General features: G+C 67.8%; 19 protein-coding genes and 1 riboswitch. Of the genes, 6 read left to right on the top strand and 13 right to left on the bottom strand.

What is annotated here, in order from left to right; genetic code table 11:
• Positions 1-5 precede the first annotated feature (5 nt).
• From KOR34_RS14175 to KOR34_RS14165, 3 genes are all read left to right on the top strand, one after another.
• Entirely contained in the window at positions 6-944 is a 939-nt protein-coding gene (locus KOR34_RS14175; RefSeq protein ID WP_146565213.1) for a cytochrome c, read from the top strand.
• 305 nt (positions 945-1,249) lie between these two features.
• Complete coding sequence (locus tag KOR34_RS14170) at positions 1,250-1,570, top strand: hypothetical protein (RefSeq protein WP_146565212.1); 321 nt, start codon at positions 1,250-1,252, stop codon at positions 1,568-1,570.
• Between the two features lie 197 nt (positions 1,571-1,767).
• Positions 1,768-2,358, top strand: coding sequence for an RNA polymerase sigma factor (locus KOR34_RS14165; protein WP_146565211.1), 591 nt, complete (start codon positions 1,768-1,770; stop codon positions 2,356-2,358).
• Positions 2,359-2,669: 311 nt separating this feature from the next.
• Here KOR34_RS14165 and KOR34_RS14160 read toward each other — a convergent pair whose 3' ends face one another.
• The 8 genes from KOR34_RS14160 to pilM all read right to left on the bottom strand — a co-directional run bounded on the left by KOR34_RS14160 (position 2,670) and on the right by pilM (position 19,742).
• Positions 2,670-3,089: a DUF423 domain-containing protein gene (locus KOR34_RS14160; RefSeq protein WP_146565210.1), complete on the bottom strand. Its 420-nt coding sequence runs from the start codon at positions 3,087-3,089 to the stop codon at positions 2,670-2,672.
• Between the two features lie 174 nt (positions 3,090-3,263).
• Positions 3,264-4,328: a DUF1559 family PulG-like putative transporter gene (locus tag KOR34_RS14155; protein WP_146565209.1), complete on the bottom strand. Its 1,065-nt coding sequence runs from the start codon at positions 4,326-4,328 to the stop codon at positions 3,264-3,266.
• 84 nt (positions 4,329-4,412) lie between these two features.
• Positions 4,413-8,468, bottom strand: a complete 4,056-nt coding sequence (locus KOR34_RS14150) for a hypothetical protein (protein ID WP_146565208.1) — start codon at positions 8,466-8,468, stop codon at positions 4,413-4,415.
• 728 nt (positions 8,469-9,196) lie between these two features.
• Positions 9,197-9,514, bottom strand: coding sequence for a DMT family transporter (locus KOR34_RS14145; protein WP_146565207.1), 318 nt, complete (start codon positions 9,512-9,514; stop codon positions 9,197-9,199).
• A gap of 17 nt (positions 9,515-9,531) precedes the next feature.
• Positions 9,532-9,591, bottom strand: a riboswitch (guanidine-III (ykkC-III) riboswitch).
• A 151-nt stretch (positions 9,592-9,742) separates the two neighbouring features.
• Positions 9,743-13,252, bottom strand: coding sequence for a general secretion pathway protein GspD (locus KOR34_RS14140; protein WP_146565206.1), 3,510 nt, complete (start codon positions 13,250-13,252; stop codon positions 9,743-9,745).
• A gap of 413 nt (positions 13,253-13,665) precedes the next feature.
• Positions 13,666-15,798, bottom strand: coding sequence for a hypothetical protein (locus KOR34_RS26730; protein ID WP_197531414.1), 2,133 nt, complete (start codon positions 15,796-15,798; stop codon positions 13,666-13,668).
• Between the two features lie 59 nt (positions 15,799-15,857).
• On the bottom strand, positions 15,858-17,276 hold the full coding sequence (locus KOR34_RS14130) for a hypothetical protein (RefSeq protein WP_146565205.1): 1,419 nt from the start codon (positions 17,274-17,276) through the stop codon (positions 15,858-15,860).
• Between the two features lie 66 nt (positions 17,277-17,342).
• Complete coding sequence (gene pilM, locus KOR34_RS14125) at positions 17,343-19,742, bottom strand: type IV pilus assembly protein PilM (RefSeq protein ID WP_146565204.1); 2,400 nt, start codon at positions 19,740-19,742, stop codon at positions 17,343-17,345.
• Positions 19,743-20,245: 503 nt separating this feature from the next.
• On the opposite strand from pilM, the gene KOR34_RS14120 reads away from it, so the two are divergent.
• Genes KOR34_RS14120 through KOR34_RS14110 form a run of 3 tightly spaced genes read left to right on the top strand, consistent with a single transcriptional unit; the run spans position 20,246 to position 24,228 of the window.
• On the top strand, positions 20,246-22,786 hold the full coding sequence (locus KOR34_RS14120) for a hypothetical protein (RefSeq protein ID WP_197531413.1): 2,541 nt from the start codon (positions 20,246-20,248) through the stop codon (positions 22,784-22,786).
• Between the two features lie 58 nt (positions 22,787-22,844).
• Positions 22,845-23,504, top strand: a complete 660-nt coding sequence (gene cmk, locus KOR34_RS14115) for a (d)CMP kinase (protein WP_146565202.1) — start codon at positions 22,845-22,847, stop codon at positions 23,502-23,504.
• A gap of 13 nt (positions 23,505-23,517) precedes the next feature.
• Complete coding sequence (locus tag KOR34_RS14110) at positions 23,518-24,228, top strand: lysophospholipid acyltransferase family protein (RefSeq protein WP_146565201.1); 711 nt, start codon at positions 23,518-23,520, stop codon at positions 24,226-24,228.
• Here the strand turns inward: KOR34_RS14110 and KOR34_RS14105 are convergent.
• From KOR34_RS14105 to KOR34_RS14085, 5 genes are read right to left on the bottom strand one after another with little or no spacing between them, the layout of a single operon-like run.
• Entirely contained in the window at positions 24,215-24,406 is a 192-nt protein-coding gene (locus KOR34_RS14105; protein WP_146565200.1) for a hypothetical protein, read from the bottom strand. The two genes, KOR34_RS14110 and KOR34_RS14105, sit on opposite strands and share 14 nt — an antisense overlap.
• A gap of 59 nt (positions 24,407-24,465) precedes the next feature.
• On the bottom strand, positions 24,466-24,915 hold the full coding sequence (locus KOR34_RS14100) for a phage holin family protein (protein ID WP_146565199.1): 450 nt from the start codon (positions 24,913-24,915) through the stop codon (positions 24,466-24,468).
• The gene (locus tag KOR34_RS14095; RefSeq protein ID WP_146565198.1) at positions 24,894-25,079 is read right to left on the bottom strand and encodes a hypothetical protein; all 186 of its coding nucleotides are present in this window, start codon (positions 25,077-25,079) and stop codon (positions 24,894-24,896) included. Before KOR34_RS14095 ends, KOR34_RS14100 begins: the two co-directional genes overlap by 22 nt.
• Before the next feature lie 28 nt (positions 25,080-25,107).
• Positions 25,108-25,566 carry a hypothetical protein gene (locus KOR34_RS14090; protein WP_146565197.1) on the bottom strand — a complete coding sequence of 153 codons (459 nt, stop codon included), beginning with the start codon at positions 25,564-25,566 and terminating at the stop codon, positions 25,108-25,110.
• On the bottom strand, positions 25,566-25,835 hold the full coding sequence (locus tag KOR34_RS14085; RefSeq protein WP_146565196.1) for a hypothetical protein: 270 nt from the start codon (positions 25,833-25,835) through the stop codon (positions 25,566-25,568). Before KOR34_RS14085 ends, KOR34_RS14090 begins: the two co-directional genes overlap by 1 nt.
• Positions 25,836-25,866: the final 31 nt, after the last annotated feature.

Raw genomic sequence — 25,866 nt, 5'->3', positions numbered from 1 at the left:
TCCGCATGAAAACGATCCCGGTTCTTACTGTCACCGCTTGGCTAACCTGTCAGCTCGCAACGCCCGCAGTCGCCGAGCCTCAGACGCGACGGGCGAAGCCGCCGACCTTCTCCGCCAGCCAACGCGCCATCTTCTTCAGCGACGTGCAGTCGGTCCTTGTCGGCCCCCGCCCGGACTTCGGCCAGCTTGCCGCCAGCCGGCCTCAGACGGGCGGCCCGGCCGCTGATCAGGAGTCCAGCGAAGCCAGCGAGGAGTGGTCGCGGTTGGTCTCGACCGACGCGGTCGAGACCGAAATCAAACGTCAGGCCCAGCGGGTCGCCCAGGCGACCGCCACGGCCACCGCGTTTAAGGGCGGCGGCTACCGCGACGCCCGCGACGCGTTCAGCATGCTGGCGTTGGCGTTCCGACTGGCCGCCGAGCACAACGACGACGCCCGCTGGCGGGACATCGCGCCCGGCCTGAGCTCGCTCTTCGCCCGCGCTGCGGCAAACTGCAAGGTTGGCACGGACGGTTCCTACCGCGAAGCCGCCGCCCGCTCCCAGGACCTGGCCGACCTGGTCCGCGGAGGCCGGCCGGATGCGCCCGCCGGCGAACCGGATCAGCTGTGGTCGGACCTGGCCGACCGCTCGCCCATCATGCGTCGCATCGAGGACGCCCAGCAGAAGCGACTGGGCCCACTGATGGGCAGCAGCGCCAGCTTTTCCCGCTCCGCCGAGGACGCCGCCCACGAGGCCCAGGTGCTGGCCTTCCTTAGCGAAGTGCTTACCAGGGAAGAGTTTATCGACGCCGGCGACGAGGAGTACGACGGCTACGCGCGGGCCATGCGAGACGCGGCGGCCGACATCTCCAGGGCCGCGGACCAGGGGGACTACCAGTCCGCCCGCGACGCCTACGGCCGCCTGAACAAGGCGTGCTCCGACTGCCACGATCTGTACCGCGGCTAACGCCCGCGGGCGGCGCGACCAACTTTTCAGGAAAAATCCTCCCGGCGGGTGAACCAGCCCGCCGAACCGGATGTCTAGGGGGCGTTGGCCGGCAGGCAACCCGCTTTTCGGGGGGCCCGCCGACCGGCGACCGGGAAGAAGCTTGACGCTGACCGCCCGGCATGAAATGCTTGACTCGCCGGACTGCCTACCAGGGCTTGGCCGGCGAACCCTCACCAACCTTTGGGGAGCCACGCACGAGGACGGCGAGTCCTGCGGCGTGCCCCCGGTTCTCTCTAGCCGCGCGATAGCGCAGCGAGGACGACATGGTCACGATTATCTGCAACATCACGAATCTCGACGGCATCAACGGCGTCCGGGGTCTGCAGAGCATCGTCCGCACGATCGCCTCCGCTGTATCGGTACGCTTTGTACGCGGCTATCAGTTTGTCCGCTGGCAAGCCGCACGCGCGGCAGCCTGCGCGACGGCCAAACCGGCCTTCGCGACGCTACCAGGCGTCGCGCCACGCATGGCGATGCTAGAACGCTCCCGTTCAATGCATCGCGCTTCGTGGCACGCCGGTTCCCTGGGCAGCCTTGCAAGCTGTCCCGGGCGTGTCGGACGAGTCGGCCTCGTTAGAGGCTAAGCCTGAGCGGCGACAGCCGCAGGCCGGACCACCCGGCCCTCAGCACCGACTCAACCCGACGCGATCGGCCGCCCCTGGACCGCCGACCTCCGCTGCCGCGCACCCGCAGCTCTGGTCCTTGGCTCCTCGGGCCCGTCGCTTTCTGGACCTTCCCTTGGCTCTCGGCGTTTCGCCGGGCCAGTTCGCGGAGAGAGAACATGACTTTCGCTACCGAAACCTTAGAAGCCCAAACCGCGTCGAGCGAAACCCCACTCGAGTCGCTGGTCCGCGCCGCCCAGACGGGTGACCGGGCCGCGTTCGGCGAGCTGGTCGAGCGTTACGAGGGGATGGTCAAGAGCGTGGCGCTGCGTCGCCTCGGAGACGAAGCCGAGGCGCTCGAGCTCGCCCAGGACGTGTTCATGAAGGCGATGCAGCGGATCGATCAGCTCAAGGAGCCGGCGGCCATCGGCGGCTGGCTGCGGCAGATCACCGTCCGCATGGCCATCAACCGCCAGGTCCGGCGCAAGCCGGTTGTGTCGGCCGAGCCGCAGACCCTCGAGGCCACCGTCTACGAGGACCGCACCCCGCTGGACACCGCGCTCACCAACGAGCGGGCCCAGCAGGTCCGCGGCGGCCTGGACCGACTCGGCGAGATGGACCGCAGCACGCTGGTCGCGTTCTACGTGCGGGGCGAGTCGCTCAACGAGATGAGCGTCGCGTTCCGGGCGCCGGTCGGCACCATCAAGCGCCGGCTGCACGTCGCGCGGAAGCGGCTCGCAGCCGAGCTCGAGATGCTACAGGCAGTTTAGTGGCAGGTGGTGCGTAGTAGGTGGGTTGTGGATAGCCTTCAACCACCAACCACTCGCCGCCAACCGCTGTTTGTTCGATACGCCGCCGCGTGGGACTGGGCCCCACGCGGCGGCTTTTTTCTTGTACGTACTCCCTCCCCCGTTGGGGGAGGGTTGGGGTGGGGGCGCCCCGCGGATGTGCTCCGGCACACATGGCTACCTGCTGGCGTCGCAAGCCAACAACTCAAACCAACCGGCTCTGCGTTGGTGACGACTCGGACGGCCGAACCGATCTTCACAATTCATCCCCCGGCAGAGCCGGGGGCTACGGGTCAGTCCTGGGACACACCTAACCTGCGCCGGGCGAAACCAGCGACCGCGATAAGCACCCATCCCGCGATCATCGACAGGCCGCCGATCGGCACGATGGCGCCGAGCCAGCGGAAGTCGTCGCTCAAGAGGGCGATGGCGTACAGCAGGCCGCTGAAGACTAGTGATCCCGCCAGCAGCGCCCAACCGGCGGCGCCCAGCAGATTGCTGGGCACAGAAAGCCGTGCGACGCCCACCCCCAGCATGGCCAGCGCCGCGTACATCTGGTACTGGGCGCCGGTGTTGAACGTGTCTAGCCGCTGGGCGATAGCCGCGGCGTCGTAGCCGTTGGCCTCGAGGTAGGCCGGCAGTCCGTGGGCGCCGAACGCCCCGATCGCGATCCCCAACGCCCCCCAGACCCCCGCCGCCGCAATCCAGTTCATCCCGCTCCTCCGCTGCTGTGCTGTCGAAAAGAACAGCGTAACGCGCGGCGGGGTGGGGGGGTATCCGCCCGACCATGGGCGAAGCCGTTGGGCGGCCGACCACTTGCCAAACGCCCGGCACGGAGGTGGGACCCGCTCGTCACCGAGTCAACGCCGGGGCTAGCGTGCCTGGAGCTACCTCACGTCGCCTTCGTTGGGGTTGTAGTACTCGTCAAGGTTCACCTGACCGTCGTTCCGGATCGACGCGCCGCGGTGGACGTACTGGTCTACCGAGAACACCACGTGCTCCACGTGGCCGTCGCAGTACGCCATGTTGAGGCCAGCCACGTGCGCGCTGCCGAAGCGGGTGACCTCGGAGACCGAGGGCGTGTCTTTCATCGGGGGGGCGTAGCCCGTCCGGAAATTGTCGTTGTTGATCCCGGTGCACCAGGTCTCGTTGTCCCCGCCGTCCCGGCCGGTCTCGTAGTCGTCGGGGTCGAGGTACTTCTCGCCCAGCAGGTAGGTGGTGGTCGTGCCGTCGGTGACGTGCTTGATCGCGACCTGGCTCCGCTGGAAGCTGATGCCCGTGAATCCGGTGAACCCGCCGCCGCAGGCGATCTTCCTGCCGGTGGGGGTGTTGCACCAAGTGAACGATTGGGCGGCGGCCAGGCTGGCGGGGCCGCCGTTGATCTCGTTGTCGTTGCCGTCGCCGGTGTTGGCGGCGTAGTCGCTGCGTCCCACGGAGTTGTCCTCGGCCGGGTTGTCCGCAGCGTTGTGCGCGATGAACGTGCCGTTGGCCACCTGGGGGAACACGCTCCCGCCCCGCCGCGTTGGGCAGCGGACCGCGTTGAGCGGGTTCTTGACCACGTTCCGGGCGCCGTCGAGCTGGGCCTGGCTCATCGTGCCGGACGCGCCGTCGCCGGCCAGGTCGTAGAGGGCTTGCTCCTCCATGTAGGGCAGCGTGTTGAACACCCAGCCGCCCGGCTGGTCGCGGCCGAAGCCCCGGTCGGCGTCGCCGACCCAGAAGTAGCCCCACCCGCCGGTCGGGAAGTGCCCGGCGGTCGAGTGGTGGTTCAGCGCGCCCAGGGCGAGCTGCTTGAGGTTGTTGCGGCACTGCATGTTGCGGGCGGACTCCCGCGCGGACTGAACCGCGGGGAGCAGCAGGGCGATCAGGATGCCGATGATGGCGATGACCACAAGCAGCTCCACCAGGGTGAAGCCGCGGCGCAGCTCCCTCCGCCGCGAGAAAACAACGAGCATCGCGTCCCTACCTTTCCGGTCTAGCCTCGTCGGCTCTTGTTTGATGCGGCGCAGCGGCCGCCTGGTTGTTGATCCGCTCGAGCGTCATGCCCGCGACCAGCGGCGTGGGAGCATCCCCAGCGCCGCCGAGGCGGCCAGCAGCAGCGCGCCCGGCTCTGGCGCCGTGCTCTGACCCAGCAGCGTGGACAGGCTCAGCGCGGCGGCGTCCGGGTGGCTGGCCCGCAGGAGGAACCAGTCGTCGAAGTTCGTGACCCCGTCCAGGTTGAGGTCGCCCTTCTCCCACGTCAGCCAGTCGCCGACGCCCGAGTTGCTGTGCGCGCCGGGCAGCACCTGCTCCGACCGCCAGCCGGCGATGAACGCGGAGATGTCGTCCGAGTCGGCCGGGCCGGAGCCGTCGCCGTTGACGACGCCGTCCTTGTTGATGTCGCCCATCGCCAACACACCGCCGGGGACCGTGGTGGCGATCTGCTCGGCGATCCAGGCGTTGTCCTCAAACAGGTTGAACTCTCCGTAGTTGGCGCCGCCCTGCGCGGAGTTGTCGCCGTAGACGTACATCTCCAGGTCGTCAACTACGCCGTTGAAGTAGTTGTCGTACGCCGGGGTGACGCCGTCGCTGGGGATCTGGGCGGCACCCACCACCAGCTGCTCGGTGGTGTTGTCGGTGCCGCCGAGGCCGATCGTGTCCAGGTTCGCAGAGACCACGACCCCGTCGACGTAGACAACGCTAAGAAACTGATCACCGTCGACGTAGTAGTGCTGGTGCATCACGTGGTACCAGGTGTCTCCCGCCGCCACGGAGATGGTGGCCGGGACCGGCGCCACGCCGTCGGCGCCGTCGCCGTGCACCGAGTTGATCTGCGTCCACTGGCCCTGGGCGTTGATGGCCGGGCCGCCGCTCAGCAGCGTGTCGAAGACGATGCTCTGGAACTCGGCGGGCGACTCCGCCGAGCCCAGCGAGGCGGCCTCAGGGTAAACCCACAGCTGCAGCCCGTGTCCGGTGATGCCGTCGTAGTTCAGCGGGTAGTTGCCGCAGCACCCGAGGCTGGAGATCTCGTCGGGCCGGTTCAGCGGCACGCCGGTCAGGTAGTCGTCTCCGTCGAAGCGGGCGCCGTACTCACCGGCGGCCGCGCCCGGGCGCGCCAGGCCGTTGGGGGCGACGTTCTCGTACTTCGGCGACCCGCCGGTCACGGCCAGGTCGAGGTACGCGCCGGAGGGGCCGATGCTGTCCGCGGTGCGCCCCGACTGCAGCGCGCCCGAGTTGGAAGAACCGATCTCTTGACCCTGCGAAGCCCCCTCCAGGGAGTCCTCGCCGAAGTAGTACTCACGGTCGTTGGACTTGGCCCCATGAGCGGTAGCCGACGCAGCGAGCAGCACGCACGCGGCGAGTGACGGGGCCGCCCACGCCCGCGTCGGCTTCGTCGCCCCGCCCGTCCGCGGGCGGCGGCGGGTCAAGCCAATGAGGCCGACCGCCGCAACCAGCACGGCGGCGCCGGGCTCCGGCGTCGGGTCCGCGGCGGAAACCGAGGCCGTCGATCCGTAGTTCGCCTTCCAGAAGTCGTAGTCCGATGCAGTCACGCCGCCTCCGTCTCCGTTGAAGTACAGGGCCGATTCGTCCGCCGCGCCGAGGTTGTCACGCCACACGGTGTAGTCCGCCGCATTGACGACGCTGTCGCCGTTGTAGTCGCCCGGCAGCCCGCCGGTGACATACTCCACCCGGCCGGAGAGCGTGAGGCCCGAGTCGGCCGTGTGGAACCGGAATTCGAGGTCGGGGTCCGCGCTGCCGGTCTTGAACAGCCTGCCGAGCGACTGGTTGGCGATGGTCTCACTGCCGGTCAGGTAGAACTGCGCGACGAAGCTGTCGTCCAGGTTGCCCAACGCCTCCCAGTCCGAACCGTCGTCGCCGCCGCTGCCCAGTGGCGCCCAGCCCGACTCGTCGATCAGGCCGGCTTCGCTGCTGACCTCGAAGTAGTCGATGTCGAATGGGATGCCGCCGGGTGCTTTATTGACGATCGACGCGATGCCGGTGTCGGTGTTGACGACCAGCGAGAGCGAGTACAGGTCGGCGTCGACCGTGGAGTCGATGATCTGGAGCCCCGCCAGCGACCCGCGGACGTTCCCGTTGCGGATGGCGCCCTCGATGTCGAGCGTCGACCCGGAGAGACCGTCGATCACCGCGACGTTGCGGCCCGCGTCGAGCGTGGGCGACTCGCCCCAGGTAAACAGCTCGCCGAACGGTCCGTAGGTCTGGCCGTTCACGGTGTAGGCGCCGTGCTGGTCGCCGAAGTCGCTGGTGAAGTAGAGCGCGACCCGGTAGGAGTCGTAGGGGATGCCGGTCACCTCGATGTCGACGCCGTAGTCGCCGGTCGCGCCGTCGTCGAGGTAGCCCCGCATGAGCTTGGCGTTCGCGATGCCCGCGTCCGCATCGGCGGTGGCGGTCCCGTCGCCCCAAGAATTGGCCGCGCTCCAAGTGAGCGTGGCCCCGGTCGAGCCGCCGCCGTCGTCAATCAGACCGGCGAGCGTCTGCGGCACGCCGTTGTTGGCGGCCAGGTGCAACGCGTTGTTCCAGTTCGGCGCCTGCCATCCGGCCACGCCGGCCAGGTCCGCAGGCAGCATCGTCTGATTCGGTCGGAGCTCGCCGGCCGACTCTTCCGAGAACGAGACCCCGATAATCTGGGCGTTGGCGGAACGCGGCCCCGCGTGGAGCACCAACACCGTAGCGGCGAGGGCGAGCGTCAGGCCGCCCACCCGGCGCAGCCGGCGAAGCCCCAACGCGGCGCCGAACGCGATCATCAGACCGGCCGACGCGGGCTCGGGCACGCCGGTCAGCGTGGAGAACGCCACGCCCGGATTAGCGGCCTCGAATCGGCCTTTGAACAGCAGAAGATCGTCGAGGTCATTGTCGCCATCGCCGTCCAGGTCGCCGGACGCGTAGGACCGTGCGGGGGACGCCCCGGCCAGGTCGGATCCGAAAGCGTCCCGTTGGGTTGGCCAGTCGGCCGCGTCGATCACGCCGTCGACGTTGTAGTCCCCCGGCACGACCGGCGTGTCGTCGTTGCCGACAAACTCGACAAGGCCCGTGGTGGTTGTGCCGGTGGCCAGGTCGAGGTACTCGAACCGCAGGTCCTCGTATGGTCCAACCAGCCACGTCCCGACGCCCAGATCGATGCTGCCCCCTTGTTCGATCGATCCGGCGCCGAGAGTGGCCTCGCTCAGTTCGTACTCGGTGGCCGAGATCTTCAGCCACTCGTCCGACGATACGCTGCCGTCGCCTGGGCTCGGCCCGTGGTCGTCGGTCACCGACAGCCAGTTGGACGGCGTGAGGGCGCCCGAGGCCGAAAGCGCGGCCAGTCCCGCGAAGTCGACGTCGGCGCCCGTGAAGTTCTCGATCGTCACGCCTCCCGAGTCGCGGTCGACCACGAGCTTAAGGGCCGGGTCGTAGATGACCGCGTCGAGGTCACGGATCACGACGCCCGTAAGCGACCCGCGCTCGCCGCCCACGCGGGCGGCCCCCTGTATCGTGAGCGTCGACCCGCTGGTGTCGAACGTCCAGTAGTTGCCGGCCGCGACGCCGTTCGCGGGGCTCCAGTACGACCCCGTCGCGTCGAACGACGCGTTGATCGACCCGTAGGCCGGCGCCGTCGCCGCCGCCGTGTCGCCAAACACCCAGCTGCCGTTGACGTTGAAGTCGGCCGCGGTGTAGCTGGCGCCCGCGTCGCTCGCCAGCAGGCCGTAGACCCGGTAGTTCGTGTACGGGATGTTGCTGAACGTGATGTCAACGCCCACGCCTTCCGAGGTGGTCCCGTCGTCCAGGTAGCCAACCGACAGGCGGTGCTGGTCGTCGCCGGTGCCGTCGCCGTTGTACCAGACATTGGTGGAGAGCCAGCTGACCGACGCTGAGGTCGAAGCTCCCGCAGAGTCGACAAGGCCGGAGATTGATCCAGCGTCGACCGGGTCGCTGGTGCTGTTCCAGTTGGCGCTGTCGGTCCCCAGCGGTCCGATCAGCTCACCGCCAGCAAACGCCTGGTTCCCCGGGTTTTCGCTGAAGTTCAGCGAGATGATCTGGGCGGAGGAAGTGGTCGCTGCGGCGAAGGCAGCGAGCGAGATGAGCAGCGCCGCGGGTCGGCAGACGGCTAGTGGCATCACGGGTAGCTCCATGGTCAGTCTTCGACGGTGGTTGATCGGAGGGGCGCCGGGCGGCCGGCGGGACGTCTGTGCGATCGCCAGCGGGCCGCGCTGCCTCCACGAGGCCAGCGGGCTCGTGGGGCGCGGCCGGGCACAAGGTCGCGTTGGGCTTCGGTAGGAAGGGTGGGCGCCAGCGGAACGGAGAGTTTCCGCTGCGCGCGTTCGGGGGGGAAACTAAGGGCGGGAACAGCAACGCTGCAGGCGACCAAACCGATTCCCGGCCGCGGTGGCCTGTGGGGAGGGGGTGTGGCAGGTCTCCGACGCAGACCGCATCGTTAAGAGATGCTCAAAGCTGAGCCAGTAGAAAGCTCCTGCACTTTCGGGTAGCGGAATCGATGTAACAGATCAGCACGGCCGGGCTGAAAGGTGACAGCTCGGGCGTCTGGATCCGACTTTCCGCCTGAAAGTCGCAAGCTTACGGGGCCTAGAAGAAAGGACCCACAAGTCAAAGTCGCTTGTCCGCCTTGAGAAAGTCTTCGAGGTCCAACCCTCCTCGAAGAGGTGAGCCTACTCTAGCCACCGGGGTGTCCGGTCGAAAGACTGCCAACTCAATTCTTCGGATCACCGCGAAGGGTTGCACGCATCCGAAAATGCAGTCATCAGGCGCGCAACCAACCGTTAAGTTGACGCGCCAAGTTGGTTGATAATGGGAGTCACCGACACGCACCACGGCGCCGGCGGACCGCTCAATGGGCCGTCAGCTTCAGTCCCATCAACGACACCAACAGCAGAGTCAGGAAGAAGAGCCGCAGTGGCGTCGCTGGTTCGCTCCAGGCCGCCATGCCGAATAGCACGGCTCCGGCGGCGCCGATTCCTACCCACACGGAATAAGCAGCTCCGATCGGCAGCGTCCGCGCGGCGACCGCCAGCAGGTAGACGCTCGCCACGAGTGCGGCTCCCGTGAGCAAACTCGGCAGCGGCTTTGTAAAGCAGTCGGTGGACTTCAGGCCAATGGCCCACCCCGCCTCGAGGAGGCCCGCGACAACCAATAGTACCCAAGCCATAAAGATGCTCCTGTTACAGAGCGTCGTCTTTACTTAACCGGGTACGGCGCGTCTCGTCCGGGCCAGAGTGGCGATAGATTGATCGCCCAAGGTTAGGTCGGGGCCGCGCGGGCGTCAAGTCGCGGCGCCTGGTTGCGGTTGGGCGAAGACCCCACAATAAAAGGGCCTCAGCAGGCTCGGAAGCCTGCCTCGGCCCTTCAAGGGGGGAGACGCTATCGGGGTCCGGCGTTACGGGAGCGCCACGCCGGCCCGCTCTTCTTCTTCTTCCTGGATGATGATCCGGGGGGTGACCATCATCATCAGGCTGTCGGTCTCGCGGCCGATGCCGACGTTCTTGAACAGCCGGTTGACGTACGGCAGCTTGGAGAGCAGCGGCACGCCGACCTCGTTGCGGCCCTCGCTCAGCCGCTTGATGCCGCCCAGCAGCACCGTGCCGCCGTCGGGCACGCTGACGGTGGTGGACACGCTGACGAAGCTGAAGGTCGGGAGCTGCACCGTGGTGCCGGCCGTGAAGTTGTCGGTCGAGTTGTCGTTGGAGTTGTCGTCTCCGTCGCCATCGTCGTCGGTGGAGCTGCTCGAGCTGGAGGTCGAGCTGGAGCCCTCGAACGTGAAGGTGTCGACGTCGCCGATCTGGCTGAAGAACGGCACCACCGTCAGGCGGACGTACCTGCGGTCGTCGGACACGACCGCCTGGATGTTCATCAGCGTCCCTTCGGACAGCACCACGATCACCGGCTGCTGGGCGGCGGCGAACTCGCCGACCACCGGGATCACGCTGATCACGAACGGGCTCTGCGACGTGTCCGCCACGAAGGCGGTCTGGCCGTTGAACAGCGTCACCTTGGGGGCGTTGAGCACGTTGGTGCGCTCGTCACCCTGGGCGGCGTTGATCAGGAAGTAGGCCTCGATGTCGCTGAGGATGGCGAAGCCGAAGCTGGCGGCGCTGGACGGGTCGAAGCCGCCGAACTGCGGCACCGCGACGCCGAAGCCGCCCTGGCGGAACGGGATGTCCAGGTCGGAAGAGTACGAGGGGAACATCGCCTCGTTTGCCGACTGCACCAGGCCGACCGTGCCGCTCCGACGCGGCGTCTCGAAGCCCGAGCCGATCCGGTTGGTCGCGAACAGGTCCGTGGTGCCCACGGTGTTGTCGTTGATGTTCATGTCGAAGTCCATTCCGATCCGCTCGAAGAAGCTGTCGTTCAGGCGGATGAAGCGGACCTCGATGGTGATCTGCAGGTCCTGCAGGCGGCGTAGCTGCTCCAGCAGGTCCTCAATCTCTTCGTGCACGGCCTGGGTCTGGCTGATGATCAGGCTCAGGTTGCCGACAAACGGGCGGATCTCGGCCTCGCCGCCGCCGTTCTCGGCCCAGGTCTCGCTCGCGACAGTCGACACGATCAGGTCGATCAGGCCGTCAAAGTCGGCGTTGGCGCCGCCGCCCATGCCGCCGGGGCCCACGCCCAGCGGGACGGTCCCACCGGCCATGCCGCCGCCCAGGCTCGGCGCCTGCATGCGGTTGGCCAGCAGCTGCTCAGGCAGCGGCTGCCCGTCAGGGCCGACCTGCGGCTGGTGGTTCACGAAGGCCATCGGGCCCGGGGCGCCGCCGCCGGCGCCGTAGCCAAGCGCGGCGTGGGCGTCGTTGATCAGGCCTTGCAGGCCGATGTTGTTGTTCGGCACGAAGTTGGGGATCGGCACCACCAGGTCGGCGACGTAGTAGGTCTTGACCTTAACGTCGCCGTCGCGGCGCTGCTCGCTGGTGATCATCAGCACCTCGTCCTTCACCACGTACGCCAGGTGCAGCTCGGTGAGCATCAGGTTCAGGGCGCTCTTGAGCATGATCGGGTTGGTCAGGTCGAGCGTGACCGGCGTGTCGGTCGTGACGCCCTCCTGGCTCAGCCCGCGGCTGTCCAGGTGGATGTTGATGCCGGTCAGCTGCGACAGGTTGTTGATCACCTCCGAAAGCGGCCGGTCGCGGTACTGCATCTGCACCGGCTGCTTCAGCTTGCGGCGGATCTCGATCTCGCTCTCGGTGAATTCGCCGTCACCCCGGCTGAGTGACAAGCGGTTCTCGATGTCCTTCCAGCGTTTGGGGTCGAACTTCATCTCCTGGCCCTCGAACACGTCTGCGTACGAGGCACGCTCAACATCGTCGAGCTGATGAAAGATTGCGTCCTCCTTGTCAGCAAGCATCGTCCGATTGGAGAACTCGCGGCGGATCATCTTGGCGTTGAGCCAGATCTGCTGCACAACCGCGTCGTTCGGCGCCAGCTCGTAGAGCCGCTTCGCCACGACCTCGGCGGCCATGTAGTTCTGCTCGTCCAGCAGCTTGTTGAACTGGTCAACCGACTCGGCGATCTTCTCCTGCAGCTTCTGCTTGGCGGCGCGGTTGCGGTCCAGGTCGGCCAGCACCGCGGCGTTCTGCTCGTCCAGCTCGATCTGGGCGCGGTTGTCGTCGATGTACTTTTCGAGGTCGGCGATCGCAGCGTCGACGCGGCCGATCAGCTGGCGGCGGTACACGTCCGAGAGCTGCGAGGCCTCAACCTCTTTCCGGGTGTTCTGCAGCATGTCGAGTGCGGCCTTCGGCTCGCTCTCGCGGAGGCGGCGGGCCTCCAGCTGACGCTTGCCGACGTCGGTCGCCAGCTGGCGGGCGAGCACCTGCTGGGCCTCGACGGCCGTGTCGATCATCGACGCGCCGCCGCCGGCCGCGACCGGCGCGGGCGGCGCCAGCGGCTCGGGCTCACCGGCGCCCTCAAGGAGCGACAGGTGGTCACGCACCCGTGCTTGGGTGACAGGGTCCAGCTCGGAGCTGCGCCCGTTGGCCTGGCGGAAGAGCTTGAGCGCGGCGTCGCGGTCACCCTGACGCAGCGCGTCTTCGCCCTGCTTCAGCAGGTCGCCGGCGGAGCTGGTCGGAAGGCCCGGCAGCGCGGCCGGGGTCTGCGAGTAACGCGAGTTCTGGGCCAGCCGCGGGCCGCCGTCGTCGGGGATGACGAGCGTGGCGGGCTGGTTGGCGGTGCTGTCGTCCTCCTGCACGTGCAGGGCCTGCTGGGCGCCGTAGCGCGAGTCGCCCTGCGCGGCGCCGGCCGTGAGCATGCCGGCGTCGGCCTCGTAGCGGGCCCGCTGAAGATCCCACGCCAGACGCGATGGGCGGTCTTCCTCAGGAGCGAACTGGTCCTCGGGGATATTCAGCTTGCTGGCCCGGGCGGCATAGCCCTCGGCCTGAGCCAGGTTGCCCAGCCGCAGCGAAGCCCGCGCGGCGGCCATCAATTGCAACGCCTGTTCCTTGGGGGTTCCCTCGACCTCGGCGGCCGGGGCAGGACCCTGCCCAACGCTCGGGAGTGGCCGAGCGACGGCGCCGGCGTCCACTACCAGCGGCAGCGGCGGCGTGTTGTCCGCGCCCGTCTGGGCGTAGCCTTCCGCGGCGGCCTGCTTGGCGGCCACGGGCCGGGGGGCGTTCTTCACCGCCTTGGTCAGTTCGCGACGCAGGCTCGACGGCGTGTCGCCGAAGTGCAGCATCGGGTAGCGGACGCCGGACGACTCCGCCCGACGCACCAGGGCGTCGGCCCGAGTGAGGTCGCCGCTAGCGATGGCGGCGCGGGCGTCGGTCAGCAGCGCGTCGACGTCTTGGCGGCTGAGCTGTCGGGGCTGGTTCGCCTGGCCCAGTGAGGGCGTGGGCGTCGCGGCCGCGAGCAGCGCGGTGAGCAGGATAGTCCCGGCGGTGTTTAGCTTCCCTTGAGCGTTCAACTCAACTCTCCTTGTTGCGTTGGATCGCCGATCGCGAACGATCGCCCCCTGCGCGGTCGCCCGGCAGGAGCGGCAGGCGGGGCGTCGTGCCCCGCTCCAATTATTGTTTGCTCGTCGCCCCGCCACGGAACGGCCATCGGCGTCGCGCAGTCGGCCTGCGCGACTTCCCTGGGCGGGTGGCCCGGGGCTCTGGCCGACGCCACCCAGCAGGGCTGTCATGGCGTCCGTAGAAGAGCGGCGGGAGAAATACGAAGTCCCGGCCGGCCGGTCAAGGCCAGTTGCACGGCGGGCCGAGAATTCTTCAGCGGCGATGCCGGTGCTAGCAGCTCGCCGCGGCGCCAGCGGAGAGCAAAAAAAGCCGGCCGCCCGTGGGGCGGCCGGGGTGTAGTGCGAAAGTCACCCGCAGGCGACCGCTAGAAGTCCATGCCCTCGAAGCCGCGGCCGAAGTCCATGCCGCCGCCGCGCCCGCCGCGGAACTCGCCGCCGCCGGGCCCGCGTTCTTCTTCGGCGAAGATCAGCTTGTGCATGTCGACCTCGCTCTTCGACGAGAACTCGTCCTGGACGAATAGCCGCCCGCTGGCGTCCATCAGCAGCACCCGGCCGGGCGCCGCCGCGTCGCGGCCTATCTTCTCGCCGCCCTCGATGTCGAGCAGCGTCATGTTGGTCTTGAAGTCGAACGAGTCGATGGTCAGCAGCGTGCGACCGCCGTTCTCGAGGATTTCGATGTCGTCGACTGTGCGGTTGAGCACCGCGCCGCGGTTGAACGGCATGATGTGCTCGGCCTGGCGTGCGCGGTTGTTCTCATCGATGTCGTACGACTTGACCAGCAGCTCTACTGATGGCTCGCCGTTGGCGGTCCGGGTGGGCGCGGGCTTCACGCTGGCCACGTACACCTCGCCCGCGGCCGGGATCGAGATAATCTTGCTCGGCTCGCTCCAGTCGGTCTTGCGGAACTTGGTCCCCTTCTGCTTGGCCTGCTCCTCGACGCGCTGCTTGGCCTCCTTGTCCAGGTGGTTGATGCTGACCATCGGATCGGCGTTCGGGTCCTCTAGCAGCAGCTGCACGCGGTAGCGGTACCGCTTGCCCTGCTGCACGCTGAAGTCGAAGAAGCGGACCATCACCTGCGGGACGGTGATTTGGAATTCGCCGCCGCCCATGCCGGGTCGGCCGCCGCCGCGTCCGCCGCCGAACCCACGGCCGCCCATCTCGCCCCCGAACTCGCCACCAAAGCCACGGCCGCCCATCTCGCCGCCAAATTCGCCGCCGTAGCCACGGCCGCTGAATCCGCCGTACTCGCCGCCGGGGCGTCCGCCGAAGCCGCGGCCGCCCATCTCGCCCCCGAAGCCGCGGTCGACGCCGCCGCCGCCCAGCAGGTCGGCTGGCGTGTCGCCGGTTGGGCCCTCGTCAACAGGCAGGTCTTCCTCGTTGGCGTTCTTGGCGTCGGTCTCCATCTGCAGCGGGACCTCAGAGTGGACCACCTCTCGGCCGAACGGCTTGCCGGCCATTGGCGGCAGCGGGAAGGTCAGCTCTGGGTGGAAGTAGCGGCCGTCCACCAGCGGCGGCATGCCCGGCACCCAGTTCTGCGTGCTGCGCTGGATCGAAGCTCCTGACACCACGCCCAGCCACTGGTTCTTGACGGGGTCCTTGAATTTCACGGGCGTCCACTTACCCTCGGCGCCCGAACCAACCTCCATCCGCTCGACGAAGTAGCCCAGGTACTTGGGCATGTCGCGCTGGGAGCTGTAGCCGAGCGCATCGGAGAAGGCGTCCTTGTACAGTTTCCACTGGTCTTCGACCGGCACGATCGCGGTCACGCAGGCGTAGGACTCCAGGTCGACGTGCTCGTCGCCGTTGAGGGCCACGCCCATGCCGCCGCGACGCACCATCGGCGCCTGCCGCCGGCGGTCGTCGACGCCGCCCGCGCCGCCGCGGAACCCGGGCCCGAACTCGCCGCCGCCGAACTCGCCGCCGCGACCCGCGCCCCGCCCGCCGCGGCCCCCGCGTCCGCCTGGATCGCCCTCCGCGGTGCGGTTGGCCTCACGCTCCAACTCTCGCTTCTTTTCGTTCTCACGCTCCTTGCGGAGCATCTCTAGCTCGCGCCGCTTGCGGGTGGCCTCGTCCATGGTCGCCAGCGGCGCGGTGCCGCCAAAGCCCTCGAGGTTGACCGCGGGCAGCAGCAGTGGGTCGCGCCGCAGAACGATCGGCGGCACCACCCCCGCGTCCCAAACAAAGTTGGTGGGTGAGTCATAAGCTTTCGGGTCGACGGCGTTGGCGGCCTGGGCCTCCCAGGTGTCGGCGACCGCGATCGCCATCTCGGGGTCCTCGGCCGGGTCGGGGGCGTCGGCGGCCGTGAAGCGGCTGATGTTGCTGTTGGCCGTCTGCACGATATCGGTAAGGTTGCCCGGTTTCTGGTCGGTCCCCTCGGCGCCGAGCGACGCGTACAGCAGCCACGCGGCCGCCCCGCCGAAGATCAGCATCCCGATCTTCTCTCCGTGATTGAGCAGCAGCGCCTTGGCGAACCCGGCGTTCTTGGCGGAGGCTTTCATGTCGCCAGTCCTTGGAATCGGAGTTTACTTGTGGGGTTGGGGGGACCTACACGGCGGGGTCAGAATCCGCCGGCGAGCTCGTCGCCGGCCACCTCGACCTGCAGCAGGGTCTCGTCGGGCGGGTAGAAGATGTACACCAGCCCTTCAATGATCACGGTGTCGCGGACATTGGGCTCTCGGTCGAACGCCTCGGCGCCGCCGTCGCCCGCGCCCATGCGGCGGCGCGTGCCGCCGCCGAACTGCTCGTCGGTCTGCGGGTTGATCCGCACCTCCTGCACCTCGACCTGCAGCGGGGCGTTCGCCAGCTCGATCATCAGGCGGTTCAGCCACCGCTGGTCCAGCTTCAGAACCAATCGCACGGGCAGCCGTTTGTATTCCGTGCCGAACTTGAATTCGCCGTCGGTAGCGGCGGCCATCGGCTGGCCGTCTGCGTCGACGTAACGGCCGGCCAGGAGCAGCGTTTTCTCGTCGACGCCTTCGCCGCCCTCGCCGAAACCGCCGCGTCCTCCCATCTCGCCGCCGAACTCGTCCATCATGCCGCCGCCGCGTGCGCCCATCTCACCGCCGAACTCGCTCATGCCGAACTCGCCACGGCCGCCCATCGCGCCGCCGTCCTGGGCCGGCACGTAAATCCGACCGGCGGACGACGCGCTCTTGGTGGCGTCGCGACCAATCTCCATCTGGAAGATGTCACGCACCGCGGCGTTGCTGTAGCGGTCGGCGCCCGCCGCCCGGTTGGTTTCCGCGATGGCCTTAAGCAGCGTCTCGTAGACCCACAGGTTCTCTTGGGTCACCCAGATGGCCAACGAGGAGGGGCGTTTGTCCCACGCCAGTTCGGCGCGGACACGCCCTTGGTCGTGCCACTGCACGAGGAAGTCCTGGTTCGCGAGGCTGTCCTGGTCGATCGGCATACGCCCACCGCCGCCACCGCGGCCGCCGAACTCGCCACCGAATTCCCCGCCAAACTCGCCGCCGCGTCCGGCGCCACGGCCTCCGAATCCGCCCGCCTCGTCGTCGGCGGGCAGCTCGATCGCCTTGACGATCTTTGGCAGGTCGGGGAAGCGGCTCTGGATGTAGTTCAGGTACTTGTCACGCAGCGTGCCAACAATCTCGTCGCCGAATGACAGACTGGACACCGCACGGGAGAACTCCGAGCCGAGCTGCGCCGGCCACTGCAGCACCTCCTGGGTCTGGCGGTCGTACAACGCGGCCCAGGCGGCGCGTACCTTGGCGGCCAGCTCGACGTTCTCCTCGGCCTGCACCTTGTTCACGGCCGGGTTGGGGTGGAACTGCTTGCGCTGAATGGTCTGAGCCGCGTTGATCTGCGACTCGATGGTGCTCTTGTTGGCCGCGATCTCGGCCTGCAGCTGCGCCGAGCCCATCTTCCAGGACACGGCCGAGATGATGATCGCCAGCACGATGAGCACCCAGAAGTGCTGCTTCTTCAGCCAATTAAGAGCGACTTTTACCTGATCCATGACGCTATGCTCCAGCGGAGTCGGCCGCGGCGCCTGCCAGCGGCGGTTGTGCTTGTAGTGGTTTGCTTAGCCGTTGAAGCCGCCCGTGGGGTCGGTGGACGCGGTGCCGTCGAACCCGTCTGCCGCCGTGTCGGCGGCGGCCGCCGCGGCCTTGCGTTCGTGACGCGGCTTAGGCTGCCACATAAACTGCAGCTTGAAGTCGTACCGGCGCAGCTTCCACAGGCCCTCGTCCGGGTCGACCGGCTCGGCGTCCGCTGCCGGCCGGGGCGCCCCGCGGCGGGGCTGATCGAAGGGGTTCACGTCCTCCATGCCGACGTTGCGGCGGCGGTTGGCGCCCATCTCGTCGCCCTCGAGGGCCTCGGGGTCGTACTTGATGGATTCGATGCGCCCCTTGGTGACGATCACCGGGTAGCTGATGCCGAGGTCCTTGAGCATGACTTCTTGCTCGGCGCCGTCCTCCCCGTCGGGGAGCTTGATCGACTTCTCCAGCAGGTTCTTGACCAGTGTCTTGCGGACGAACTCCTGCCCCTCGTCGGTAGCGTCGTACTTCACGTCGACGGCGTCGTTGGTGTTGTGGAAGTGGTGCCCGGTCAGCTCGATGATGTAGCCGGCCCCGGTGGGGCCGACAGGAGCGGCGTCGCCGCCCATGCCGTCGTCGCCGAAGGAGTCCTGCTCCATGCCTACGTCGGCTGCTGGGTCCTCGCCGGCGAGCGGGAGCTCTTCGTCCTCGACCACCTCGCCGTCTGCCGGCGGGGCGGCGGGGGCCCCCGGGGCCGTGGGCGCGGCGTCGGCGCTGGCCGCCGCTTTGGCCGCGTCCTCGGCGGCCTTCTTGGCGGCCGCCACCTCGGCCGCGCGGGCCGCGACGTACGCCTCAGACTTGCGAGCCTCCTCGTACAGCTCGGCAACCCCGCCCTGGAACCAGGTGGAGAGGTCCTCGAAGTGCTGCACGTCCATGCTCTCGATGTGCACCTCTTCGCGCTGTGTGACGTCCTTGGCGGTCCGCTCACGCTGGTCCTTGGGACGCGTGTCGATCGGCACCGCGGCGTCGACGGCCATCACCAACTCCGGCCACAGCAGTCGGCCGTCGGCGTTGCTCTGCAGGTTGTCGCCGATGGTCTTGATGGTGTTGAACTGCTCCTTGAGAGTGCTGAACTCACCGGTGTACTGCCCGGAGGTTCCCGACAGGCTCTTGGCCTGGGTGATCGGCCCGCTCCAGTCGCCCTCGACGTCGACGGTTCCCCATGCGCTGTGGTAGCCGGCGTAGTTGGCGGTCATGCCCACCATCAGCAGCGCGGCGGCCGCGACCGCCCACGGCTTCTTGGCCCGCACCAGGCGCGAGGTGATCAGCTCGTCGGGCAGCAGGTCGGTGGAGAGCTGGGCGAGCCCCAGGCCCTGAACGCACAGGCCGTACGCGGTCGCGAAGGCCAGGTGGTTCTCCTCAAACTGAGGCGTCGCGGTGACGCTGCCGCCGACCAGCCCGGGGAAGGACTCGACCGGCGTGACCTGCTGGTCCAGGTTCTGAGTGAGGAACCGCTGCAGGCCGGGCAGCTTCATCGGGTTGCCCAGGGCAATGATTTCGTCCAGCTCGGCGCCCCGGTTGTTGCTCATGAAGAAGCCGAGCGACCGCTGGATCTCGGCGGCGAGGTCGCTGAACACCGGGCGCATCGCCTGGAAGATCGCCTTGGGGTCCTCGGCCTTCTTGGCGTTCCGCTTGAGGTGCTCCGCCTTGGCGAACGTGAGCTTCAGCTCCTTGGTCAGCGCCTTGGTGAAGTGGGAGCCGCCGATCGGGATGTTCCGCTGCCAGACGCGGTAGCCGTTGGTGATGACTAGGTCGGTGGTGTCGGCGCCGAGCGACAGCACCACCTTCGACGGCGGCGGGCTCTCCGGGTCGAACGCCGGTGCGTCCTCCAGGTTGTTCATCCGGTCGAAGCAGGTGTAGTTGTAGACCGCCAGCGGCGCGAGCTGGATGGTGTCGACCTCGATGCCGGCCTCCTCCAGCGGCGCGAGCGCCTTGGACACCTGGTCACGCTTCATCGCGAACAGGCCGACCTCGGTCTCGAGCGCGTAGCCCTCGTCCTGGCTGCCGCCCTCCAGCGCCTGGTAGTCCCAGACGACGTCTTCCAACGCGAAGGGGATCTGCTGCCGGGCCTCGTACTTGACGATGTCCGGGATCTTCTTCGACTCGACCGGCGGCAGCTTGATGAACCGGGCCAGGCCGCTCTGGCCGGGCACCGACATCGCGACCCGGTCCCCCTTGATCTCGTTGCGCGAGAGGAAGGTCTCGATCGCCTCGCGGATCAGCTCGTCGCGGTCCGCGTCGGGCTGGCTGAGGATCTTGGGGTACTCGATGTAGTCGAACGCCTCGACGACAATCTTGTTCGAGTCCTTCTCGTGAGCGCGGCACCGCAGCGCCTTGAGCGCGCACTGACCGATATCGATGCCCCAAACGGCGCCAGTCTTGGCCATTCTTGTCGTGTCCTCTGTTCCGAAGAGCGTTGCCCGTCGACACTCCGCTGCAAACCATTCATCATACTGAGCCACCGCGTGCGGCGCTCAAGTGAATCAAAGCCTGCGCCCCATTTTCCCCGCATTCGCGTGGGCGGCCCACTTGTGGCGAACCACAACGGGTGGACCCGCGCGGGGCCAACGGGAGGCGTGCGACCTATCTTTGAGAAGCGGATCGACCCGCCGCGGTTCCGTGGGCGGCGGGCTGGGCCGCTTCCCGCAAGCGGCCTGTTGTCGTAACCTCCATTCTAATCTCACTTTGGAACCTGGGTAGCCTTTGGTTCGGGTCCCGAGCGGGGCCTACCGACGCCCATCAGGCGGGTTGGCCCTGTCAACCGCTACGACCGGTCCGCGAACCCGCCAAACCTAGACATCACATGCACTTACGGAGCGTCATCGCCGTTCTGCCGTGTGACGGGTTGGGCGACTTTCCGACCCATCTCTCCGAGCAGGATTCCGCAACGGTGCTCCACAGCTGGACAGCCGCCTGGCGTCCGGAGCTGCTGGCTCAGACCGGCGGGCTGCCGCGAGTCGGCTCGGCGCACTCGCCGCCGGCGCCAGAGAACATCCCGTCGGCGCTGGCGATCGTGCCCCAGCTGAGCGAAACGCCGGAGCTCGCCGCCTGGCGTGACGCCCTGGCCGAGGCATCTGACCACGGTGTTGTGCTGCTGGAAGGATTCGAGCACCGCGACCAGATTATTGCGGCCGCCGTCGAACGGGGCCTGCCGCTAACCGAGCACGGCAGCCGCTGGGCCCCAGAATTCTATGCGCTGGGCTACGCGTTTGTTCAGGCGGAGCTGCTGACCCACAGCCTCAGCTACGGGGCGATTATCAGCTTGGACGAGTTGGAACGCCGTGTTGTGGAGGCCGCCCGAGCGGCCGTCGAGGGAGACGACCCGAGCGTCGAGTCCGGCCTGCGCGGCGCGTACGACCTGCTCGAACAGGTCCGCGACCACTCGTTTGCTGTGCAGACCTATCTGTTGGACCTGGTGCTGCTGAATGAGCGCACGCTCGGCGGACGGCTTGAACGCGAGCTGGAGGAGGACTCCCCGAAGACCTTCCTGGTCTCCCCCGAGGTCGGCAGCGCCCTGCTGGAGCAGGGCGGTCCGCAGCTCTCCCGCCTGCGCGAGCAGAGCGTGGCCGCCGCCTGCGGCGTGGAGTCGCTGGCCGGGGAGTCACCCGAGGGGCTGCGCCGGCACGTGGCGGAGGCGGAGTCGCTCGCTAGGCAGATCTCCCCGGCAGGGCACCCGGCTATTGCGCACACCCACGGCGGACTCCCCCCGCGGCTGGCGTCGACCGCCGCAGCGGTCGACGCCGCGGGCTTGCTGGTCGTGCCGCTGGACGGACTGTCGCCTCCGGTTGTCGATCAGACCCGGTTCGCCTGGCTCAATCCGGATGGTGATTTTACCGAGACCCTGGTCTGCAAGCCGCGCGACGCGGGTGCAGCGGCGGCGCTGCTCGGCTTTGCCAGTCAGCTAAGCGACTCGCTCTACCGCGAGCACTTGTCTACCGAGGTGTTCGCGGCCTGGGCCGGTTGCCGGCACGAATTGTTCGGTGACCTGCGACGTGTTGCCGCCCGCAGCACGCTGCTGGGAACAATGATGACGGTCGACCAGTACTTCAGCGAGACCCAGGGCGTCGCGCCGAACTCGACGATCTACGACGATCAACTGGCCGTGTACACCGGGCCGGGCGCTCGGCCTGAGATCGACGCCAACCTGGCCGCCGTGGCGGGGTACGCTTCGGCGCTGGTGGGTGGGCCCGCCGCGTCGGGCGATTCGGCGGAAGATCTCGCCGCACTTCTTGGGCGGGCGGTCGTGAAAGCCAAGCCGCCCGCGGGCGGCAGCGGCGGTCGGCTGGTTTTTAACGCGTGTTCGTTCAAGCGGACGGTGCTGGCCGGCGGGCTGGACGAAACTACCGGGCGCTGCGACTTGCTGACGGCCGAGATCGTGCCCGATGTGCCGGCGCTTGGGTACCGCGTCATCGGCGACGGACCGCCCCCAACGCAGTCGCCAACTCAGACCGCGGACGCTCCGGCGCGGGCCACGCCGGCCGCGGTGCAGAACGAACATTATCAAGTCCTGCTCGACCCAGAGAGCGGCGGCGTCCGCACGCTGAGGACCCAGAGCAAACGTCGCAACCGGTTGTCGCAGCGCCTGGCCGTGCGGAGGGGGACCAGCCGGATCGATCTGCCAATCCGCTTTGAGCTCGATGAACCGCGCGTGCTGGCCTGCACGCAGGACCGCGGGGCCGCAATTTCCGCCGGGAAGATCTTCGATCTCAAGGGTGGGCTGGTCGCAAGGTTCGAGCAACGGTTCTACCTGCTTGCGAGGTGCAACCGACTCTATATTGACGTGCTGATTGACGCCGAGGATGCGACCACGAGTCTTGACGAGCTGCGGTTCGTCAGCCGTTTCGCGCTCCCGGAGGCCGACTGGCTGATCAACCGCGGCGTGCAGTGGTCGCGTCTTCCGACCCACCGCACCGCGTTCGCCGCCAATGAATACGTGCACGCTTCGGTGGGCGAGGACTCGTTGACGCTGTGTGGAACCGGCTTCGGGGAACACCTGCGGTTCGGCGGGCGGATGCTCGATAGCTTCCTTCCAATGGACGCAGACGGGCGATGCCGCAGCCGGTTGGCGGTCGCCCTCGACGAGCCGCGTCCGTTGAGGGTGTGGCTCGACCTCGAGTCGCAGCTCCGCCCGGCGCCGATCGCGCCGTGCGCCGCGTCTGCGGGCGAATCGGGCTGGCTGGTCCACCAGGACTGTGGCAATGTCCAGATATCGCGGGTGCGGTTTGTCGACGATGGCCCTGCCCTCCGCCTGGAGCTCATTGAGACCGAGGGACGCAGCGCGGACGTGCGGGTGCAGCTCGCGAAGCGGCCGTCCGCCGCCTACTGGCTCGGTCCGGGGGGGCAGCGTCGCGGTTCGCTTGACCAGCTGGGCGACTCGGTCGTGCTGCCGCTCAACGCGTACGAGTCGCGGCTGATCGAGCTCTCTTGGTAAGCCCCTCCGGTCGGATTACGATAGTGGCGTCCCGACTCCCCCACCGCTGCGTTGCTTCATGATTGTCACGATTGATGGCCCCGCCGGAGCCGGTAAGAGCAGCGCCGCGAGGGAGCTGGCCCGACGCCTTGGCTTCCAGTTTCTCGACACCGGGGCGATGTACCGGGCCGTAACGCTGGCGGCGCTGCGGGCCGGAGTTGATCTTACGGACCCCGACGCGCTTCTGAGCGTGGCGCTAGCGTGCGACATCGACGCCACAGACAGCCAGGTGACGCTCAACGGAGAAGACGTGACCCGTGAAGTGCGAACCTCGGAGGTCACCGCCGCGACGCGGCACGCCGCCGATCACCCCGGCGTGCGCGAGAGGTTGGTTGACTTGCAGCGGCATGTCGGCCGCCACCGCGATATCGTGACCGAGGGCCGCGACCAGTCGACGGTGGTGTTCCCGGACGCCGAGTGCAAGATCTTCCTCACCGCCAGCGAGTCGGTCCGCGCCGAACGCCGCTTCCTCGACCTGACGAAGCGGGGCGAGCGGGTGTCGCTGCAGGAGGTGCTCCAGACGCAGCGCGACCGCGACGACCAGGACGCTGCCCGCCCGATCGGCGGGCTCGCCAAAGCGGACGACGCCATCGAGGTATCAACCGACGGGATGAGCCACGAACAGGTCGTGGCCAGGCTCTTGGAGATTGTCGAGCAGCGGCGGCCCGCCGGCTGCTGAGAAGGGAATCCGCATGGAAGCTACCGAGAAGCCCCCGGTCCATCACCGTTCGCTCGCCAAACGGCTGTGGTACCGGCTGACTCAGTTTGTCATTGGCTCGTTCGCCCGCGTCTGGTTCCGGCTAGTCACCGAGGGACGCGAGAACGCGCCGAAGTCTGGCCCGGCGGTGTTTGTCTGCAATCACGGGAGCCATCTCGACCCTCTGCTGGTGGGCGTGTTCTGCCCAAGGATCATCTGCTATTTCGCACGCGAAACCTTATTCCGAGGTCTTTTCGGGATGCTGATCCGCTCGTACGACGCCATCCCGGTCGATCAGGAAGGCAGCGCACTCGCGGGCCTGCGGGCGACGCTCGCCAGAGTCAAGTTGGGGGATGCGGTGCTGGTATTCCCGGAGGGCTCACGCACGATGGATGGCCACCTACAGCCGATGCAGCCGGGTGTGCTCACGCTGCTGCGGCGGGGCAAGGCCTCGCTCATGCCGATCGGCATCAATGGCGCCTACGAAGCGATGCCCTACAAGGCGCCGTTCCCCAAGCCAAAGAAGATTGCAATCGTCTACGGCGAGACGATCCCCAATGAGCGGCTCGCTGAGATGAGCAATGACGAGGTCATGCTGCTCATCGACGAGCAGATCCGCGCTTGCTTCGAGCGGGCCGCCGAGCTGGCGGGGCGCGACCCCAGTCACGCCCTCAGCCGCCCGGGGATGGAGCCTACCAAGGCTTGAGCTTCCATCCGACGATGAAGCCAATCCCGAAGCACCACAACGCCGCGACCTCGGGCTTTTGCCGCGCGTATTCTTTCACGTAGTCGACCAGGTCGGCGCCTGGCTGAAGGTGCTCGGGGTCCGGCGGGTACGCCGTTGTGTCTTCGAGCTGCGAAGTCTGTGTGGCAGAGGTGGACATGGATTTTCCTGGGTTCGGTGGGTGACTAGAGTTATCGGCGGGGTATGACTAGGGGATGTTTAGCAGGGCCGGTCGACGCCGCGGGTGAGCATCTGTTTAAACCAGGCGAGGTTTCGTCGGCACTCCTCGCGAGAGCGCCCCAACGCCGCCACTCCCCGTCGGGCGACGGCCCATCCGGCGAGCAGCATCGCAAACCCGGCTGCGGCGCCGGCGAACCCCGCCGCAAGCAGGCTGGCGCCGCGGCTGAGGTCCAGTGAGGTTTCGAACCAGCTAGCCAACGCGAGCAGCAGCACCGGAGCGGCGGCGAACATCAGCGCACCGGCCGCCAGTACGAGCACACCGCCGATCCGACCCGCGGCTAGGGCTTGTTTGAAGTCGGCGGCTAGCAACGCCCCTTGCAGCTCGCACAGTTCGATTGCGTCGGCGGCGAAGCTCCGCCCATGCCGGGCCGGATGCGCCGCATCTTCTTGGTGACTGGCCGCGCGGTTTACTTTCGCTTGACTAACCATCCGATGATTGCTCCTGTAACGAGCGCAGTAGCCAAACAGGCGGCCGGGTTGCGCGACAAAACCTCCGTAGCCCGACCGAGCATGCCGGACTGCGCGTCCTGTGGGTTGATATTCTCCGCCGAGTAGATCGGCGGCACGGCTGTGGTGGTTGGTTCTTCGGGCATTGCTCAACCTTGGGCGGGTTGCCGTTAATTACTCGGACGGGGCCGGGCCGAACGGCGATCCGCTAGCTTCGAGCCGCTCGCCCAGCCGCTTGCCGGCGTAGGCGACAAACGCTCTGGTTGCCACCGTGCCCAGCGCAAGCAACGACGCCGACACCACGCCGGCCTTCTGAGCCGTCTGACCCTCGGCCACGACCTTCAACTTGCCCTGGCGTACTAGCGATTCGATGTCGTCCCGAGAGGCCTGCACTACCTTCTTCTTGGCGGGGATCAGGCTGTAACCCACGAGTGCCGCCAGGCCCGCAGTAGCGAGCGGGTGGCGGCGGACGTAGTACCGCCAGTCGGTAACCTGTCTGGCGTCCTCCGAAAGCTGCGCAACGTCACGCTGCAGGTCACGGCGCACCCGATCCATCCGTTCGGCAAGCTGATCAGGCGAGGCGTGGCCATTCCCATTCATGCCGAAGCGGCCGTGGTGGTTGCCACCGGCCATCATTTGCCTCCCATGACGGAGTGGATCGAATCTGGCAGCACCCGTTCGAGCGAGTGCATCAGGCGTTCGCCCAAACCTTCGGCGACTCGGCGGCTGTGGGCGCCGCCACCCCGGGATCCGCCCACGACAATCCCGAGCGCCACGCCCACCGCCGCGCCGGCGGCGAGGGCCATTAGCACGGATTCGTCGGGGCGGGATCGGATGTACTCTTCTGTCTTGGCGATGTTGCAACTGCCGGCGCTCTGCGGGAGTCGGTTTGTCGGTGTCATATTGGTCCTCGATCGCGGTTGGAGATGGTGT

It is taken from the genome of Posidoniimonas corsicana (genome assembly GCF_007859765.1).
GTDB lineage: Bacteria > Planctomycetota > Planctomycetia > Pirellulales > Lacipirellulaceae > Posidoniimonas > Posidoniimonas corsicana.
This window is presented reverse-complemented; position numbering and strand designations above follow the sequence as displayed.